A 19,164-nucleotide genomic window follows, 5' to 3' on the forward strand; every position below is an offset into this window, starting at 1 on the left:
AACATAAATAGATACATATACAAACAAGGAGAATAAAACAAATGGTCAAAAACAATCGTTATCATACTAGATACACTAGTAGTAACAATACAAACAATAGAACAAGTATTATACCCCTAGCTAAAGAACTAGGCTTTGCTCTATTTTTACTAGCTACAGTACTAATCTTTAGCCCTAAGTCAGCTGATGCTGCTACCTTTAACGTAGCTACTGGGTCTAGCGCGACAAATGCTGACTCCATCTGTCAGCTAGAAGAAGCCATTGCTAACATTAACGACGGCACAAGAACAAATGCAGACTGTATCGAAACCGGAGCCTATGGCACCGACGATACCATCAACCTGCCTGTTGGGACTATCGACGGGTCACTATCTGGTTCGGGTCTGGCGCTACTAAACAACTCTACCAAAATCATTGGTCAAGGCAGAGGAGTGTCGGTTGTGGACGATCTTGCTATCGGCTTATTTGGCAATGGTACAGGTGTTTTGGAAGTAAGTAACCTTACTATGACGGGTGGCGGCGAAGGGGTTGGTATCGGTGGCATAGAAGCAGATGTAACAGTAAATAATGTAGATATTGATCTTGAAGGCACAGGAACGACGGCTATTTATACAGAGAATTCTAACCTAACTGTTCGGGACAGCTATCTGCATAATAGCGATATGAGTGGCTCGGGCATGAGTTTGATGGTAGCCACCGTCATGGGGGGGAGTGGCAGCCGAACGGTAAATATTGATCGCACGACCTTTGCAGATGGACCAGCAGGTCTTATGATCCAGGCCGGCTCAGGATTTACACTAAATGCTAATGTCAAAAACTCGACCTTCACGGATTTGCATGGCGATGCAAATTCAATGTATCAAAGTGGAGCAGGAATAGGCTTATTTTTGGGCAATAATGCTAGTAACCAAATCAACTACATCACCATCAACAATACCTTCAGTAACATAACTAATACTGTTGCCGGTTCATATCCAGCAACGGCTATTTTTGAATACGCAGAAGATGGCACCATCACCCACACCGCCCAAAACGATCTCTATACTGTAGGAGATGGCACAGCTAATGCAGTGAACTACTATAGATACACAGGCTCTGGCTCTGGTACTCCAACGTTCACCATTAATAGCAACGGCGGTAATATCTCTAGCGACAATAGCTTCAGCACCTATCTAACTCAGTCCTCTGACAAACACAATCAAACTAGTTTGGCTTCCTTCCTGGGAGTACTCACCGACAATGGTGGAGAAGTACCAACTCTAGCCCTACAAGAAGGTTCCCCAGCTATTAATGCTGGTACAACTGTATCTGGTATGACAACAGATGCTAGAGGAGTAGCTCGCCCACAAGGTGGAGCCTTTGATGCAGGAGCCTACGAACTAGCAATGTCTAATCCAGACCCAGATCCTGAATCAGGTAGCTCAGCAGTCATCAACAATCCTAATGGCTCTGGTACTATATCACTAACTGGTAACCCTACTATCCCTAAACGTCCAACCTTCTCTGGAACAACTACACCTAACTCTACTGTCTCAGTAACTGTACACTCAGACCCAGTAGTCTGTACTGCTACAGCAGATAGTTCTGGTAACTGGAGCTGTACTCTACCTAGTGATCTAGCACCCGGTACTCATACTGTAACCATACAAATCACTAAACCAGATAGTTCCACGGAAACCTTAGGGCCATACAGTGTAGTAGTAACTGAAGGACAAGCTACAACCATAACCAGCAATGACAAACTAGCCAATACCGGACAAAACACTATTGCTGTAGCCCTAGTAGGTAGCCTATTAGTCTTAGCTACTAGTACCCTAGCTATCCTTAAGAAATTCAAAAGACAGAAGAAGTTTGTTGGGTAGATATACCTCTACACTAGTACATAAAAGTAAGACATACCTCTTTTCAACAACAGAACAATGCTTCAAGTAGTATGGGTTTTATTGTAGAATATAACTAATGGGAAAGAGTGCTAGGCCTAAGACTATTAAGACAAAGTCTGCCAAAACACGTGTCAGTAAACCAAAATCCACTAAGCCAAACAACAAAGAACCAAGAGTTGTATTACTAGTACCCTTTAGTTCCGAAGATCCTTCAAGAAACCAAATCTGGGGGCATGTTCGCAGTTGGATAAGTCAAACACTGGATTATCCAATGTATATCGGCGAGCACTTCCCCAAAACTCCTATTACCTACAATCTTAGCCTTGCACGTAACCAGGCTGGTCATAAAGCTGGCGATTGGGATGTGGCTGTTATTCACGATGCCGATACTGTCATCAACCCCCAACAAATCAAAGACGGTGTGGCATTAGCTCTAGAAACCGGAGCTGTTGTCTATCCGTATGTAGAGCGTTGGGAACTAGACTTTAACGGCACCAAAATGCTACTTCAAGACGAAACCAGTGATTGGCAAAAACATATGACCCAATACACCCATACTCAACCACTGGGGGGTTGCATTATTGTTCGCCGAGATTTGTGGGATCTAGTACGGGGCTTTGACAGTGGCTTTGTAGGTTGGGGTCATGAAGATGGAGCATTTGCCATGGCCTGCGAAGTACTAAGCGGTAAAAGATTACAAAGAATTCCTGGCAAATCCTTGCACCTAGAGCATGTTCTTGCACCAGCAAAGAAACCAGATAATCCGGTTTATCTAGCCAATCAAGCACGTATCAAGACATACATGCAATCTACTCGTCAGCCAAATTCCAGAGAACTAATAACAAGGTTACGTGACCAATCTATTAAAACCGACCAACAACACGGCATTAATTGGCCTACGGCTAAGGACAACAAAGAAGGCATGAACCAGGCCTTTGCCTTAATGCTACTGACTGACGTAACTAATGTGTTAGATAAATACAAATGTACCCACTGGCTTAGTGATGGAACTTTGCTAGGAGCCATCAGAGAAAACGGCTTTATATCTCACGACGAAGATATCGACCTTGGTGTTTGGGCAGAAGACTTTGACATACGAGTCATTCACGAGCTAATCAATAGATACGGCTGTAACATCTTAAGACTTCAAGGCAAGCCTGATGACGGCATGATTATAACCGTAGGCAGAGTTGGTATACACCTAGACATGTTCTTTTATTATCCGGTGGAGAACGACAAGAAGCCTTCCGATAAAATATATTCATGCTTATATACATTATTCAAGCCATACAATACTTCCAATAGAGCAAAGCAGTTCGATTGTGAACTTCCTAGCTATAAGCCATTGGTTCGCCACGACTTTGAGGGAAGCAAATTTTGGGTTCCAAAAAATGCCAAGGAGCACCTAGTGGCAATTTATGGCCCAGACTGGCGCAAACCGAACAAGAATTGGACCTTTGAAAACGACCAATGCAACATGAAGCTTCGTGGAACTATAGAAGATATGACAGCTGATAGGCTAGCCGTTGAGCAATATCTGAAAATACACCCCATTAAACAAAAGCAGAGTTAGCGTGGATTTATCTAATACCGAGTTCGAGCTCCTTCAGCTGATAGTCCGCAGTAACGGTATTGATGAGTCAAAGATAATTGAGCAGATTCCTACACTAGACCCTTCAGAAATAAGCAAAGCTATTCTTAGCTTGATACGCAAGAGGTTGGTGCGTCGCACCCAAGACCAAATAGTTGCCAAGCCCCAAGCCCTAGAAGCCCTAGAGCCTTACCGTGTAAAAAGAGCAGTTATCTTGGGTGCAGGAAAAGGCGAGCGTATGCGCCCAGCAACTAAAGATATACCCAAGCCGATGGTTAAGGTTCACAGCAAAAGAATCATAGAAACTCAACTTGATGCCCTAGCAAATGCCGGAATAACAGACATAACAATAGTAAGAGGCTACCAAGGTGAAGTCTATGATTTGTTACTACCCAAGTACCCTCACATAAAGTTTATAGATAACCCTCACTGGGATACATCTGAGGCTATTGTATCTACACATTTAGCTATAGACTTACTTGCCAGAGCGTACCTAATAGAAGGAGATCTTTACATAAAAGGCCAAAACGTAATTCGCCCTTACGAATACCATAGTTCTTACTGTGGCATACCAGGAGAGGTAGAGAATGACTGGCATTTTTATGCTGATAGAAGTATTGGAATTACCCATTTAGCACACGGCTACTCCAACGAATCTCATGGAGCTCCACATAGATTTGTGGGGATCATGTACTGGGCACCAGCAGAAGTCAACAAGTTAAAGAAAGATATTGTAGATGTTGTTGCGAGGCCCAATAATCAACATCGTTTTGTAGAATCAGTCCCGTTCGACAAGCAAACAAGCGAATACACCATCCATGCTCGCCCACTACAAATTAACGATGTTATAGAGATTGATACTCATCAAGAGTTGTGTGACCTCCGACGTCTAGAAAAAGAATCTTCAAGACGCAAATATTCTTAATAGTTGTCAAAAATACTATAAGAATTCTTGTGATTCGCTTTGTTTAGAGTTATCATAAAACCATTAGCGTAATTTAACAAGTCGTTGACGTGGAAACATCAATATAAAACTAAATAAGATCTATCTAATAAGTTAAATAGGTTCTTATATATAAATAAGAATTTATATATAAAACATAAATAGATACATATACAAACAAGGAGAATAAAACAAATGGTCAAAAACAATCGTTATCATACTAGATACACTAGTAGTAACAATACAAACAATAGAACAAGTATTATACCCCTAGCTAAAGAACTAGGCTTTGCTTTATTTCTACTAGCTACTGTACTAATCTTTAGCCCTAAATCAGCTCATGCAGCTACCTTTAATGTAGTTACCGGATCTAGCTCTGCTACTGCTGATGGTAACTGCCAAATAGACGAAGCCATTACTAACATCAATAACGGCACTAGAACCGAAGCAGACTGTGTAGAAACCGGAGCCTACGGTACCGACGATACCATCAATCTACCAGTGGGGACTATTACGGGGCCAGGATCAACACTAGAGCAGTTCTATGATCCGGTAAAGATTATAGGACAAGGCAAAGGAGTGTCTATTCTTGACGGCGCAGGTCTTAGTTTTTATGGAGGTAGTTCTGCTGGAGTGTTCGAAGCTCGTGATTTTAGTATGACAGGTGGTTATGGAATTACAGTAACAAGCGCTAGTTCCATGACCGTAGACAGTCTAGACATAGATTTGAACGACGCAGCTCAAGAAGCTATCGCTTCCGAAAACAGTAATATAGATGTCATAGATAGCTATTTGCACAATGGTTCTCTGAGTGGCTCGGGCATGAGTTTGATGGTAGCCACCGTCATGGGGGGGAGTGGCAGCCGAACGGTAAATATTGATCGCACGACCTTTGCAGATGGACCAGCAGGTCTTATGATCCAGGCCGGCTCAGGATTTACACTAAATGCTAATGTCAAAAACTCTACTTTCACAGATCTGCATGGTGATGGAAATCAATTCTATACGGTAGCTCGTGGTATTGCCGCCGGCTCTGAAAGTTATACTGGTACTCAAGTTAGTTACACTACCACAAACAATACCTTCAGTAATATAACCAACACCGTTGCTGGATCATATCCGGCGGCAGCTATCATGGATGTCGCGGAAGGTGATGGCACCATCACCCACACCGCCCAAAACGATCTCTATACTGTAGGAGATGGCACAGCTAATGCAGTGAACTACTATAGATACACAGGCTCTGGCTCTGGTACTCCAACGTTCACCATTAATAGCAACGGCGGTAATATCTCTAGCGACAATAGCTTCAGCACCTATCTAACTCAGTCCTCTGACAAACACAATCAAACTAGTTTGGCTTCCTTCCTGGGAGTACTCACCGACAATGGTGGAGAAGTACCAACTCTAGCCCTACAAGAAGGTTCCCCAGCTATTAATGCTGGTACAACTGTATCTGGTATGACAACAGATGCTAGAGGAGTAGCTCGCCCACAAGGTGGAGCCTTTGATGCAGGAGCCTACGAACTAGCAATGTCTAATCCAGACCCAGATCCTGAATCAGGTAGCTCAGCAGTCATCAACAATCCTAATGGCTCTGGTACTATATCACTAACTGGTAACCCTACTATCCCTAAACGTCCAACCTTCTCTGGAACAACTACACCTAACTCTACTGTCTCAGTAACTGTACACTCAGACCCAGTAGTCTGTACTGCTACAGCAGATAGTTCTGGTAACTGGAGCTGTACTCTACCTAGTGATCTAGCACCCGGTACTCATACTGTAACCATACAAATCACTAAACCAGATAGTTCCACGGAAACCTTAGGGCCATACAGTGTAGTAGTAACTGAAGGACAAGCTACAACCATAACCAGCAATGACAAACTAGCCAATACCGGACAAAACACTATTGCTGTAGCCCTAGTAGGTAGCCTATTAGTCTTAGCTACTAGTACCCTAGCTATCCTTAAGAAATTCAAAAGACAGAAGAAGTTTGTTGGGTAGAGTATGGCAGTAAATTGGTGACCTCACGGGGAATCGAACCCCGATTGCCAGGATGAGAACCTGGTGTCCTAACCGTTAGACGATGAGGCCATGATATAAATTGTAATATACTTGAGGTTCGATTGGAATCGACCCACCTCTGGCGGGCCCGAAACTTCATTTTTGAAAACAAGTTTTCAAAAGAAGATTTCCTTGCAAATTGCCTCAGGCAATTTTCACCCGATTGCCAGGATGAGAACCTGGTGTCCTAACCGTTAGACGATGAGGCCATAACAGAGGTAAATAATACCACTCGATATAATAAAATTCAAGTTGCATTACATCTTAAAACAATAGATACTATTATAAGAATAAGCAAGTAGGTGGGAATAAGAATATTGCATGCAACATCTTCCAGAAAAGTGGTTAAAACGACTTAACTATCTATACATTGCATATAGTTCTGTTTTGTTACTTTTATATACATACACAGCCTTAGAGCAAGAACGACTAGTCATTGATCCAAACCCAAAGCTAGGAGTAAGTATGGGATCGGTGGCATTTGCGATCACAACTCTGATTTATTGCACATTGATCTTACGCATATTTAAGCGATACAATCTATGGCTCGCATATGCAATAGGTTATATGCTAGCTAGCATAACGAATGCAGTAATAGTAGAACTAACCCTGAATTCTACATCTGCAACCTTGTTCATGTCCATAACGTATCTAATGAGCATTTTGTCTGTATGCCTTGGCCCTATACTTGTTTTTGGTACATTAGCAATTTCTGGAGTTATTACTGGCATGGTAATAGCAGGCACGACACCCCCAACTATTTTGGGAGTAAAAGGAGATGTTGTAGTATATCTAACAAGAACTACCATAGCATTACTCGGGCTATATCTATTAAGAAATAAGTACGAACTATCTAGCCCCAATACTAAACAAAATTACATTGAGAAATACTTTGTGACTAATGAAGTGGTCAAACTATTGACCAACAGCATAGGAGATGGGGTGATAATTATAGACAACGATGGCGTCGTTCGTTCTGTTAACCCAACCATAGAAACCCTGCTCGGTAAATCAGCAAAGGATGTACTTGACCTACATTATAGAAGTGTTCTTAATATTAAAAACCCAAACGAGAGAGACATAGAACTAGACAAAGAACCTGTCATGAAAGCCATAAAAAACATGATACCGGTAAGCGGAGAGTACTCGTTACACAGAGACAAACAATCAGAATTATTTATCGATCTGACCGTTTCTGCTATTGCTGATTTAGAAACCAAGACGACATATGGTGCCGTAATTATAGTTCGTGATGTTAGCGAAAAGAAACGAGAAGAAAGTGCCAGAAGTGACTTTATCAGCACGGCATCTCATGAAATGCGAACACCCGTTGCAGCAATCGAGGGTTATGTTGAGTTGGCATTGAATCCAAAAGTCAGCAATATTGACCCAAAGGCACGAACGTATCTTGAAAAAGCAAAATCTAGCGCCCAACATCTTGGACGTCTCTTTCAAGATCTACTAGTTAGTGCGAAAGCTGAAGATGGAAGAATCAGTAATCACCCCTCAGTTATTGAGGTCAGTACTTTACTTGAACAACAAGCCGATAACTCTAGAATGGTCGCAACACAGAAAAACCTAGAGTTAGAATTTGTAGTTAGTTCAAATCAAGAACCTTCAAAGCATTCAGGATCTAAAATATTAAATCCACTTTTTTATATCTATGCAGATCCTGATAGGATACGAGAAGTAGCCTCTAATCTTATAGACAATGCAATTAAATATACTACCTCTGGAAAAATTACCTTAGGCGTCACAGGTGATGATGAAGTTGTGCAGTTTTTTGTAAAAGATACTGGCGTTGGAATGAATTCTGAAGATGTTCCGCATCTATTTCAAAAGTTCTATAGAATCGACAACTCTGAAACTAGAACTACAGGCGGTACTGGACTAGGTCTATTTATATGTCGAAAAATAGTTAACCTCTATAACGGTAAGATCTGGGCAGAAAGCGAAAGAGGCAAAGGCACAACCTTCTATGTAAACATACCTCGTATGAATACCGGACAAGCCGAAGCAACACTAGCTAGACAACAAAGTCAGACCCAGACAAACCCAAACAATACTGGATGATAAAAGCACTTATGCTACAATAATGTTAAATATTATGAATAATCAACCTAGGAACAAGAAAGAAAACATATGTCAAAAGTAATGCTAGTCGAAGACGACAATAACTTGCGAGAGATTTACGAGGCACGTCTGGCTGCAGAAGGATACGAAATCATTTCTGCTGCCGACGGTGAAGCCGCGTTAGCATTAGCAATCAAAGAAAAACCAGATCTGATAATTTCTGACATAATGATGCCCAAGGTCAGTGGTTTTGATATGCTCGATATCTTGCGTAGCACAACAGAGACAAAAGGCACAAAGATTATAATGATGACTGCCCTTAATCAAGCTGAAGACAAGGCCAAAGCCGAAAGCCTTGGAGCGGACCTTTATCTTGTTAAATCTCAAGTAACCCTTGAGGATGTCGTACGTTCTGCTAAAGATCTATTAGGCGAAGAAACAACACTTAGTGTAGGAGGAGTACCGGTTCAAGCTCCTGCTCCTACACCTGTTCAAACTCAGCCTCAACCAGCAAATACCACACCAGTCAACGACAATCAGACCACTGCAATAAATCCACAACCCCAACAAATTACTCCAAACCCACAAGCTCCTGTAGCTGAACCCCAACAACCTATACCTCAAGCTCTACCGACACAACAAGACATCGCCTCAAATGATGCTTCATCAACCGCCAACGAAGAAAAGGAATTACAACAACAAATCCAGCAATACATTAACGAAGCTACAACAGCACCCTTGCCAACACCAAATCCACAACCCCAACAAGCTACTACAAGTGCTCCCACTCCTGCACCTGCCCAAACTCAGCCTCAACCGGCAAATACCACACCAGCAACGACTCAACCCTCAAACAGCTCTCAACTACCTGTAGCTGATACCACCCCGCAGTCGACTCAAACTACAACACCCGTTCAGGAGCCACCAACTTCGTTCGCCCAGCCACCTAGCACCCTACAAGCCAACACACCAAACAATGATGGCGACCCCAACAACGACAAGCCAGCAGGCGAACAAATTATCAAAAAGAGTGATCCAGCCAATCAAAACGCCAACCAAGAACCAGGAATAGATGCAAGCGTTAGTGGTAGAAAAAAAGTTATCAATCCGATTAACGATGTCTTTGCGCCCACTAAAAGTATTCTAGACATAGCCAGTAAAGATAGCGGACCAGAAGTTAATACTCCGGAATTCAATACTATTGTTACGCCTGATGGAAGTACGCTTTCGGCAGCTCCTACACCTGTTCAAACTCAGCCTCAACCAGCAAATACCACACTAGACACCAGTCAAGTATCACAAAATCAACAAGCCCAAGTTATAGCAACTCCAATTACGACCCAAAACTCACAACAAACAGATAACGAATCGCCTATTAACCCACCACTTGTTAACGATATTATTGCGCCAAATCAACAGCAAACTGCTCAGCCAACACCAGGACAGCCCCTGCCACCCCCAGTAGCATAAGATATAATAAATGCATGAGAATCAATAAATTTGTTGCTCTAGCAACAGGTATGTCGCGTCGACAGGCCGATAATACCATCGAAGAGAAAGCAGTATTGATTAACAACATACCTGCTAAACATGGCCAAGAAGTTACAGAATCGGACACTATTAAACTCAATAATCATCAGATCTACATTCCAGAAATTAAACTTTTGCTAATCAATAAACCTATTAATATTGTCTGCTCTCATAACGGTCAAGGGAGTAAAACCATTTACGATATTATTCCTGATAAATACCGCAACCTAAAGCCGGTAGGCCGTTTAGATAAAGATTCGAGTGGCCTACTATTAATGACCAACCATGGTAGGCTCTCGCAACAATTAACCCACCCTTCATTTAAAAAGAGTAAAGTTTACCAAGTAAAATTAGACAGCCCACTATCGATAGATGACAAGCAAAGAATAGAAACCGGAATAATTCTAGAAGATGGAGTTAGCAAAATTCAACTCCAAGGTAGTACTAGAAATTGGAAAGTTACAATGAGAGAAGGCAGGAACCGACAAATCCGGCGAACTTTTAGTGCACTAGGCTATACAGTTATCGAACTGCACAGGATACAAATAGGTAACTATAAGCTTGGTAACTTAAAACCCGGGGAATATATAGAGGTTAAAGGTATTGAGGTATAGATACTTCACAATATTTGTGATATAATTCAAGTATATGGCTAGCAAACAAAAAGTCCCAATCATAGCAATAGTTGGCAGAGCCAACGTTGGTAAATCAAGCATCTTCAATGCTATTTTAGGCAAAAGAGAGGCAATTGTAGCAAACGAACCCGGAACAACACGTGACAGTATTTTTGCTAAAGCATCATGGAATAACTCTGACTTTTGGCTAGTTGATACAGCAGGAATCAAAGACCCAGAAGATGATTTCGAGTTCACGATACAAGAGCAGATAACTCAAGCTTCGGATAGTGCTGACGTGATATGGGTAGTAATTGAATCTAATGTCGCCATAACTGAAGACGATCGCAGAGTGGCTAAGTTAGCCCTCAAAACCCAAAAACCTGTTTTTCTGCTGGTAAACAAAATCGACAAAGCTCCAAAATCTACCATTGATGACTACAGAAAACTTGGAATCAAGAATATTCATTTAACTAGCGCAACTCAAAACAGGGGTATTTCAGACCTACTCGAAGACACGACGGCACAAATCCCTAAAAGCACAATCAAAATGGATGAAAATAGAATTCGTGTCGCGCTACTAGGTAGACCAAATGTTGGCAAATCACACCTATTTAATGCTCTTGCTAAAAAACAACAAGCAATCGTCGCAGATCGTGCAGGCACAACCAGAGATATCAATCGTACAATAATCCGATACAACAATAAAGAGATCGAGTTTATGGATACTGCTGGTATCCGTCGGAGCGGTCGAATAGAAAAGGGAATCGAGAAGTTTAGTGTAATACGCTCGATTAGCGCTATTGAACAAGCGGATATTTGCTTGCTCCTTATGGACGCCAACGAGCTCAACACTCAGCTAGACCAAAAGATTGCCGGTATGATTAAAGAAGCCGGCAGAGGACTTATTCTAGTTGTCAGTAAATGGGATAGTATTGATAAGGACGCCTATACAAGAGATAGTCTAGCACCAGAAATAAAGCATAACTTTATCTTTGTCCCTTGGGCTCCATTAATATTTACTAGTGCTGAAACAGGACAAAATGTTACAAAACTTTTTGATATTATTTGTGAAATTTCCGAAAACAGACAAAAATCCTACAAAACTACTGAACTTAATCGTTGGCTTAGGCAAGTAATAGATGCCCATCCTCCAGCAGGGTTAAAAAATCGTATGCCAAAACTAAACTACATCGCACATGAAGAGGGCAACCCCATACCAAGCTTTAAGGTTTTTGGGTCGCACACAAAGTTTTTGCACTGGAGTTATAAACGCTATATGGAAAGATTATTCAGGGAAAAATATGACTTAACTGGTACGCCATTAAAATTCTGGTACATAGAAAAGCACGAAACCCACAAACACAGCCAAAGCCCCACCAAAGAAAAGAACAAGAGAATCCGCCAGTACGAATACAAGAAAACAAACCACAAACAACTATAATATTTCATGCTATAAGCGTGCCAAATATCAATAATCACCTAGTTAAATCCATGATGAAAACTATTATCCGACATAACTTTTCCACAACTCAGCAACATCTCAGTTGACATATGTATGTAAGATACTTATGCTATAGTTATTGTTAGATAATTAAGTCTAAAAGAACAAACATATAAAAAGGAAAACCCATCATGGCAAGAACAACTAAAGTAGTGAATAAAAGAACTACTAGTAGTAAGAATAGTAATACAAGCAAGAGTAAAGGGTTCTTTGGTAAGAGTTTTGATTTAAAGAGTAGGAAGGTACAGTTCTTTGTAGTTATTCTTATTGTAGCCATACTTGGTGGGGGATACTTTACGTTGAAGAGTTTTGCGGCGACATCAGACAGCTTAATGCTGATACCAGGAGATTATGAATTAGTGAGCGCACATTACTTAACCGAAACCGCACCAGGACTTAAAGCAAACAAGACAGTAACAGAATTAAATCCTGGAGGATCAATCATAATAGATCCCACATATAGTCCAGGTGCAAAGAAATTACGTGATTTTCTTGATACAGTGTCTGGCCAGCAGGTAGTTATATGTGCTCTAGTAAGAGGCGTTGATGGAAGTTATCCTGTTAGAATTGGAGCTAAAGGTTTCGGTCCTGATTATAATCTCGTTTCCAAAACTACACCGTCTTTACCTACTAGTGATTATACCAAGGTGTGTAGCGATTCAATAACAGTAAGTCCTCAGCGAAAGTGGGGATCAGTGAGTATTACTAACTCTGATGGCACTGGAAATTTTATAAATAGTACTGCTCGGGTAGGCTACGTTACAATAGAACGGGTTATCACCGCTCCGGCCAAGAATTCAACCCCGTCAACACCTCCACCAAAAAAATAGGAATCTCTCTTGAGGTGCTTCACAAATCAGAGTGGCCTAGACCACTCTGATTTTTGTTGATAGACTACTGGCATGAGTTTGTTTCATTAAATTACGGCTAAACACAGTTAATAGATTACAATTGACCCCCTACAATAGAAGTGTTCAGAATACATTTTAATTAATACTACTTCTTTACCCAAAAGATTACGACAGGAATCGATGCCTCAGTAAATACATGTTCTTCGGTATAGTTTTTGCGAATAGCTTCAATAGATTCATCAGAAGTATATATAGAGGTTATCACATATCTAGGGTTATCATTCGTGGATACTGCAGGAAGGCAGTAATAATCTGATAAACTCTCTTTCTCAAGAAATGCATTCATAATAGTTATGGCCCACTCTTTGAAGCGCTCGCTACGTACAAAATTACATTCAATCGCCCCTGCCGGAAGTGTGCTACGATTATCTTTTAGATATCCTATAATATGATCAAACGACTCGAATGTAATCATACCTGGCTTATTCCATCCAATATACTGCTTTCCATACTGAGCGCCATCAATATGACCATAAGGGAATAACTTCCAGTAACGATACTGTTCGTGAATTGGAATCAATAATAAAACAACGAGCAATAATGCCATAAGTGGCTTTTTTAAATCGCTTGGTTTATCTGGAAGTACATATATAAGCGGTAAATAAAAAAACGGCATTATGAATAGCGGGTACCAAGCTATGACATATTTTACCTGAATAAAAACTAGTAGATGTAATAGAATTATCAACAGAAATAGGGCATAACTTTTCATAAAGTCCTTCATTTGACGTCGCCAAACAATAATTACCAAGGTACACATCATCATAATTCCTGCAAACAATCCAGTCTTGAACCCAATAATTGTAAAAATATCAGAACGGCTTGGATTGATAAAATTGTCTACTTTATGCCAGATATCCGACCATTTAAAAATATTCTCGATATTTATAAAATTAAGGTGGATTGGCGAAGAAATAAGAGTTGCCACAAAAGCTGTATGAACGATAACAATCCATTTGTTAATAAAATTCAGTTTGGTTTTATCGGCTTTTCTACGAAAATATTCAAAAATAAAATAGACAACGTAGTAAAGTATAAGAACGCATGCCATAAATACTTTAAATACACTAGGTAATGGCAATAAGTTAATCAGCACGATGATTAACGTAAAAGCTATATTGAGATCCTCGTAAGGCAAACCCCAGAATTTGTAGCTGTTGTTCTTTAAGAGAGATTGGCGATTTATGTAGGCATCGTAAAGAAAAATAGACACTAAAATAATCGCACTGAAAAAACGTGAACCAATTGCTAAACCAGAAACTAAGCCAAAAATTGCAAACTGATTGATTGTGGTTCTTGACGGGGTATTAAAATTGCTTAAATACAGATACAGCATTAACGTACCGAGTAATAATGACAGATTATTGCTGGTAGTCATCGTAAAGATCGAGAAGCTAAACAGATAGGCGCTTGATGCCACCAATACAATGCCGTAGAATGACTTTACTTTTGATAATGATAGTCTGAATAGTTTGTAAAGAACATAAAGATAGATACAATGTATGATTATATATAAAATTCGTGTTGCGATTAGTGGGTTATCCCCCAATGCTAGCAATATTGGAGCAGAAATAACATGCGGAAAACGTGCTTGGTCCGCTCCACTTGCCTTAGAAAAAAATTCATCAACTTGATCAAAGTCATTAAGAAACATAGCAAAGTCATCGGGCTCATCGGCAAAATACCCAAGTTTCGTTGTAGCAACAACCTTTACAACCAGACCATAAATGCATAGTACTGCAATAAATAAGATAAGCAAATTTCGTCTATTGATAGAAAATAGTTTCTTAGCTCTAGTAACAGAGTTAGATATTTTTGATCTCATGATAATCTTCTTCTGTGTTAATATCCCATATGTTCTTTTTATCTAATACGCCATTTATAATATTATAGACAGCCCTCATAGCAGTAAGCATAGAATGGTCTTGGTTATTATATCGATGCATGCCATTACGTCCGACTAAAAACAAATTTTGGTATTTATCGAGATATCGTTGCACAACATCGAAATCCCTATATGCACCGAAATAACCCGGATAAGCCTTTTTAACACGCACCACCACACTATCAATGACATCTTTTTGCTGAACAAATTCCAACTTTTGCAACTCGTTGATTGCAAACTTTTTAATCTGACTATCTTTCATTAACCACAAATCATCGCCTTCGTTTACAAAATACTCAAGCCCAAGCCAAATATTCTTTGGGTTTTTAACCAATGCAGGGCTCCAATTATTGAATATTTGAACCCTGCCCACTTTTAGGCCAGGTTCTTGAATATATATCCAATTGTCATCAACCAGCCTTCCTCCTACTGAGAGTTTAGTTTGTTTATTAATCTTTCCAATCAAAACTCCTACTGTTATAAAGTCACGATATTCCAGGCTAGTCGCAATTTTTTTAACTTGTAAAGGAACAGGATTTCCGTTAAAATTTGTAACCAAATTTTTTATAGCTACGCTGGAGATAAAATAATCAGCCTTATGTATTGTTTTTTTGTTAGTTTTTTTATCTAAAACGGTAACGCTCTTAATAATTTTTTGTTTGTTATTCCAACTAACCACTGGTGTATTCAAGTGTATTTCACCACCTTTTTCGCGAATTGTTTCCGCAACACGTTCCCATAACTGCCCAGGTCCATATTTTGGGTAGAGGAACTGTTCGATAAGACTTGTCTCAATATTCTTTTGCTGATAGTCCTGTGATTTTAAGAAAGACATGCTAGATTTAAGAGCATGCGTTAATACTTTGTGAACACTCAGCCCCTTAATGCGTTGCGCGCCCCACTCAGCACTAATCTGATCGCAAGGCACGCCCCAAACTTTTTCTGTATACTCCTTAAAAAAGGTTTTGTACAGATTGTCTCCAAATCTATTAATTAAAAAATCTTCAAGAGACACTTCGGGTTTACGTGGAAACATTAAGGCTTTAGCATAACTTATCCCCGCTAAACACAATTTACTCAGACCCAGATTCCTAAGCGTACGCACATTAAGTGTAAGTGGGTAATCAAAAAACTTGCCATCATAGTATATACGACTCTGTCTCCGTCGAATAAGCATAACATTGCCGTTATTGGAATAGGTAAACTTTGTATTGAGTGAAAGTTGTTTTGAATTATTGTGGTAGTTAATTACTGTGCTTGAGATACCTCTATCTTGCAATGGCAATACTTCATTCCACCAATCCATAACCACGTCAGACTTAGAAAAGAACCTATGTCCACCAATGTCGATCCTATTGCCTTTGTAGTTAACTGTCTTTGATATTCCACCTACTTGATTGCTTGATTCAAAAACAACTGGCTTGACACCTGTTTTATTAAGTAGCTCTAACGCCGCCGTTAAGCCGGCAGGGCCAGCGCCAACTATAACCACCGTCTTATTATTTAACATACCCTCATGCGCTTTCTGGCAATTATTATGACATATCAAAAAAGATAAGTCATTATTATCGTAATGGTTCAATATCTACGCACCACCCAAGCTCCTGCTAGCCCAGCTTTAGCAGAGACAATGCATGTATTAGGAAAAGACCTTTGCCTTAAAAGGATTAGTGAGCAATTGGACTTCTTGAAATAACATAACTTTTCCACAACTCAGCAACATCTCAGTGCATAAGTTCAGAAACATATTGGACTCCTGAAGGCTAGCGATAGCTAGCTGGGAAGGAGTCTTTTTATGCAACAGATATATACTGAATCATTCTTGAGGGGTTATGCTCGTAAGACTATGAGATCTATACAAGACATAACCCAACACCCATATAAACATGTAATTGAGCAAAGACTCAAGATAATTCAGTTCTATGATGATTTCGGGGAACAAGCCACCAGACAAGCTTTTAGCGTAAGTAGGAGCACTGTGTTCAGCTGGAAGAGGCGTCTAAAGGATAACAATGGCTCACTCAGATGTTTAGCTCCAAAGAGCACTGCACCAAAACACAAACGCAAGCGAATGGTAGATATGCGTATTACTAACTTTATTCTAGAACAAAGAAGCTTACACCCTAAGCTAAGTAAAGATAAGCTAGCCGTATTACTCAAAGATGAGTGTACAGCTTGGAATCTAAAACCACCTTCGGCATCTACCGTAGGTAGAATCCTCAAAGACCTTAAGTTTCAAGGCCTATTACCAAAATATACCAGGTTAACCGTTTCAGGTGCTACCGGCAAACTACTTGAGAAACAAAGTCGTAAGCCAAGACTCAATAAACAACGCAGGAATGGTTATCAGCCTGAGCAACCAGGAGATATGCTACAGATAGACACTATTGTTAAGTTTATAAACGGTATACGCCGTTATGTACTTACAGCAGTAGATTACAAAGGTAGATTCGGCTTTGCCTATGGCTATACTAGCCCCAGTAGTACCAACGCAGCAGACTTCCTGAACAAACTGCAAGCTGTTACCCCATTTGAGATCAGACGAGTGCATCATGACAATGGTAGTGAGTTCTACAAACACTTCATAAGAGCCTGTGATGAACGAAACATTGAACAGCTCTGGAACTATCCCAAAAGACCTAAGAATAACGGAATGGTTGAAAGATTTAACCGTAGCATCCAAGAAGAGTTTATAGACTGGAACCTAGATAATCTAGCCTATGACCTTGAGGATTTCAATAATTCATTGATGGACTGGTGTATATGGTATAACACAAAAAGACCACATTATGGACTTGGTTTAAAAAGTCCAATGCAGTACTTACTAGAAGTGTTACAATTAAGCCAACAGGAGTCCAGAATGTTATGGACGGATACACTCAGTTGACATATGTATGTAAGATACTTATGCTATAGTTATTGTTAGATAATTAAGTCTAAAAGAACAAACATATAAAAAGGAAAACCCATCATGGCAAGAACAACTAAAGTAGTGAATAAAAGAACTACTAGTAGTAAGAATAGTAATACAAGCAAGAGTAAAGGGTTCTTTGGTAAGAGTTTTGATTTAAAGAGTAGGAAGGTACAGTTCTTTGTAGTTATTCTTATTGTAGCCATACTTGGTGGGGGATACTTTACGTTGAAGAGTTTTGCATTTACGCCCTTAACGACTACTATCGATACATACAATGGGAAAATTGCTTTTGAGTCTACTACAGTACTCTCTACAAAGGCAAATCCGTGCATGACTACTGGTCAATATTTCGATGTCAAAAGAGGAATTCGACATGGTGTTGGTTCAGCAAGATATGAAGAAGAAATATTAACACGATTGACTCTACAAGATAATGGAAATGTAGTTTTATACGTAAATAATGTCCCGGTTTGGCACACAGCTACTGCTGGATCGGACGGGATCAAATTTTGTGTGCAAACAGACGGCAATTTAGTGCTCTATAACAACACTATGACGCCCGTATGGCACACCGAGACTGCAGGAATGAATACCTTAATAAAGACCGATGGCGTAGAACTAAAAATTCTTACAGGTGGAGACGATAATGCAGATTATAGTGGAACAAGTGGCCTTGCTTTATCAGGAGTAGCCGATGGATCCTCGCCATATAGTGGCCAATACTGGACAACGATAAATAGAAATTCACTTACCTCTGTGCACGAATATTTCACCAAAAATCAGAAGCTAAATTCCTTGAACGGCCAATATACTGCTACGTTACAAAATAATGGAAATTTAATTGTAGTGCGAAATACAGACAATAAAATAATTTATAGCACTAATACTTCAGGCTCAGGTGCGATTGCCTTAATCTCCTACAATGGCCACGGTGGGATTTCTCTATTAGGTAAATCCAGAAATGAGGTCTGGAATTCAGACTACGGCATGAATCAAGGCGATTCTGCACATCTATTGGTAATGCAGGATGATGGAAATCTGGTTGCCTACGGCTATAAGCTCAATGACAATACCCATACCCGATATCCACTATGGACTAGTAAAGACCAACCCCAACCACCGACACCCCAACCACCGACACCCCAACCACCGACACCCCAACCACCATCTGCCAAAAATTCTACACCCCAACCGCCATCTGCCAAAAATTCTACACCCCCTCCACCAAAAAAATAGGAATCTCTCT

At 40.2% G+C, this 19,164-nt stretch carries 13 protein-coding genes and 1 tRNA gene; 11 read left to right on the forward strand and 3 right to left on the reverse strand.

Annotated features, from left to right (window positions below; genetic code table 11):
- The first annotated feature begins 41 nt into the window (after positions 1 to 41).
- The 4 genes from H6793_00255 to H6793_00270 all read left to right on the forward strand — a co-directional run bounded on the left by H6793_00255 (position 42) and on the right by H6793_00270 (position 6,427).
- The gene (locus H6793_00255) at positions 42 to 1,862 is read left to right on the forward strand and encodes a hypothetical protein (protein ID USN95589.1); all 1,821 of its coding nucleotides are present in this window, start codon (positions 42 to 44) and stop codon (positions 1,860 to 1,862) included.
- A gap of 97 nt (positions 1,863 to 1,959) precedes the next feature.
- On the forward strand, positions 1,960 to 3,456 hold the full coding sequence (locus H6793_00260) for a LicD family protein (GenBank protein USN95590.1): 1,497 nt from the start codon (positions 1,960 to 1,962) through the stop codon (positions 3,454 to 3,456).
- Between the two features lies 1 nt (position 3,457).
- Positions 3,458 to 4,399: an NTP transferase domain-containing protein gene (locus H6793_00265; GenBank protein USN95591.1), complete on the forward strand. Its 942-nt coding sequence runs from the start codon at positions 3,458 to 3,460 to the stop codon at positions 4,397 to 4,399.
- A 213-nt stretch (positions 4,400 to 4,612) separates the two neighbouring features.
- Positions 4,613 to 6,427 carry a hypothetical protein gene (locus H6793_00270; GenBank protein USN95592.1) on the forward strand — a complete coding sequence of 605 codons (1,815 nt, stop codon included), beginning with the start codon at positions 4,613 to 4,615 and terminating at the stop codon, positions 6,425 to 6,427.
- Positions 6,428 to 6,442: 15 nt separating this feature from the next.
- Here H6793_00270 and H6793_00275 read toward each other — a convergent pair.
- Positions 6,443 to 6,517 (reverse strand) — tRNA-Glu (locus H6793_00275).
- A 291-nt stretch (positions 6,518 to 6,808) separates the two neighbouring features.
- Between H6793_00275 and H6793_00280 the strand changes: the two genes are divergently transcribed.
- The 5 genes from H6793_00280 to H6793_00300 all read left to right on the forward strand — a co-directional run bounded on the left by H6793_00280 (position 6,809) and on the right by H6793_00300 (position 13,038).
- Positions 6,809 to 8,560 (forward strand): PAS domain-containing sensor histidine kinase, encoded by a 1,752-nt coding sequence (locus tag H6793_00280; protein USN95593.1) that lies wholly within the window; start codon positions 6,809 to 6,811, stop codon positions 8,558 to 8,560.
- Positions 8,561 to 8,629: 69 nt separating this feature from the next.
- Positions 8,630 to 10,030 (forward strand): response regulator, encoded by a 1,401-nt coding sequence (locus tag H6793_00285; GenBank protein ID USN95594.1) that lies wholly within the window; start codon positions 8,630 to 8,632, stop codon positions 10,028 to 10,030.
- A 14-nt stretch (positions 10,031 to 10,044) separates the two neighbouring features.
- A complete protein-coding gene (locus tag H6793_00290; protein USN95595.1) occupies positions 10,045 to 10,704 on the forward strand; it encodes an rRNA pseudouridine synthase in 660 nt (219 codons plus the stop codon).
- 34 nt (positions 10,705 to 10,738) lie between these two features.
- Positions 10,739 to 12,148: a ribosome biogenesis GTPase Der gene (gene der / locus H6793_00295; protein USN95596.1), complete on the forward strand. Its 1,410-nt coding sequence runs from the start codon at positions 10,739 to 10,741 to the stop codon at positions 12,146 to 12,148.
- A gap of 191 nt (positions 12,149 to 12,339) precedes the next feature.
- Entirely contained in the window at positions 12,340 to 13,038 is a 699-nt protein-coding gene (locus H6793_00300) for a hypothetical protein (GenBank protein ID USN95597.1), read from the forward strand.
- 166 nt (positions 13,039 to 13,204) lie between these two features.
- Here H6793_00300 and H6793_00305 read toward each other — a convergent pair whose 3' ends face one another.
- Both H6793_00305 and H6793_00310 read right to left on the reverse strand, forming a co-directional pair.
- A complete protein-coding gene (locus H6793_00305) occupies positions 13,205 to 14,944 on the reverse strand; it encodes a glycosyltransferase family 39 protein (protein USN95598.1) in 1,740 nt (579 codons plus the stop codon).
- Positions 14,925 to 16,514: an NAD(P)/FAD-dependent oxidoreductase gene (locus H6793_00310; GenBank protein ID USN95599.1), complete on the reverse strand. Its 1,590-nt coding sequence runs from the start codon at positions 16,512 to 16,514 to the stop codon at positions 14,925 to 14,927. Before H6793_00310 ends, H6793_00305 begins: the two co-directional genes overlap by 20 nt.
- Positions 16,515 to 16,799: 285 nt before the next feature.
- Here H6793_00310 and H6793_00315 point away from each other — a divergent pair, with 285 nt between their 5' ends.
- Entirely contained in the window at positions 16,800 to 17,891 is a 1,092-nt protein-coding gene (locus H6793_00315) for a DDE-type integrase/transposase/recombinase (protein ID USN95600.1), read from the forward strand.
- 84 nt (positions 17,892 to 17,975) lie between these two features.
- The gene (locus H6793_00320) at positions 17,976 to 19,154 is read left to right on the forward strand and encodes a hypothetical protein (GenBank protein USN95601.1); all 1,179 of its coding nucleotides are present in this window, start codon (positions 17,976 to 17,978) and stop codon (positions 19,152 to 19,154) included.
- Positions 19,155 to 19,164 lie beyond the last annotated feature (10 nt).

The organism is Candidatus Nomurabacteria bacterium, assembly GCA_023898625.1.
Classification (GTDB): domain Bacteria; phylum Patescibacteriota; class Saccharimonadia; order Saccharimonadales; family JAGQNJ01; genus HK-STAS-PATE-36.

Coding starts and splice junctions, on each gene's coding strand:
- H6793_00305 (USN95598.1), bottom strand. CDS start 14,944: ATGAGATCAAAAATATCTAACTCTGTTACTAGAGCTAAGAAACTATTT.
- der (USN95596.1), top strand. CDS start 10,739: ATGGCTAGCAAACAAAAAGTCCCAATCATAGCAATAGTTGGCAGAGCC.
- H6793_00260 (USN95590.1), top strand. CDS start 1,960: ATGGGAAAGAGTGCTAGGCCTAAGACTATTAAGACAAAGTCTGCCAAA.
- H6793_00255 (USN95589.1), top strand. CDS start 42: ATGGTCAAAAACAATCGTTATCATACTAGATACACTAGTAGTAACAAT.
- H6793_00320 (USN95601.1), top strand. CDS start 17,976: ATGGCAAGAACAACTAAAGTAGTGAATAAAAGAACTACTAGTAGTAAG.
- H6793_00280 (USN95593.1), top strand. CDS start 6,809: ATGCAACATCTTCCAGAAAAGTGGTTAAAACGACTTAACTATCTATAC.
- H6793_00315 (USN95600.1), top strand. CDS start 16,800: ATGCAACAGATATATACTGAATCATTCTTGAGGGGTTATGCTCGTAAG.
- H6793_00290 (USN95595.1), top strand. CDS start 10,045: ATGAGAATCAATAAATTTGTTGCTCTAGCAACAGGTATGTCGCGTCGA.
- H6793_00285 (USN95594.1), top strand. CDS start 8,630: ATGTCAAAAGTAATGCTAGTCGAAGACGACAATAACTTGCGAGAGATT.
- H6793_00270 (USN95592.1), top strand. CDS start 4,613: ATGGTCAAAAACAATCGTTATCATACTAGATACACTAGTAGTAACAAT.
- H6793_00300 (USN95597.1), top strand. CDS start 12,340: ATGGCAAGAACAACTAAAGTAGTGAATAAAAGAACTACTAGTAGTAAG.
- H6793_00310 (USN95599.1), bottom strand. CDS start 16,514: ATGTTAAATAATAAGACGGTGGTTATAGTTGGCGCTGGCCCTGCCGGC.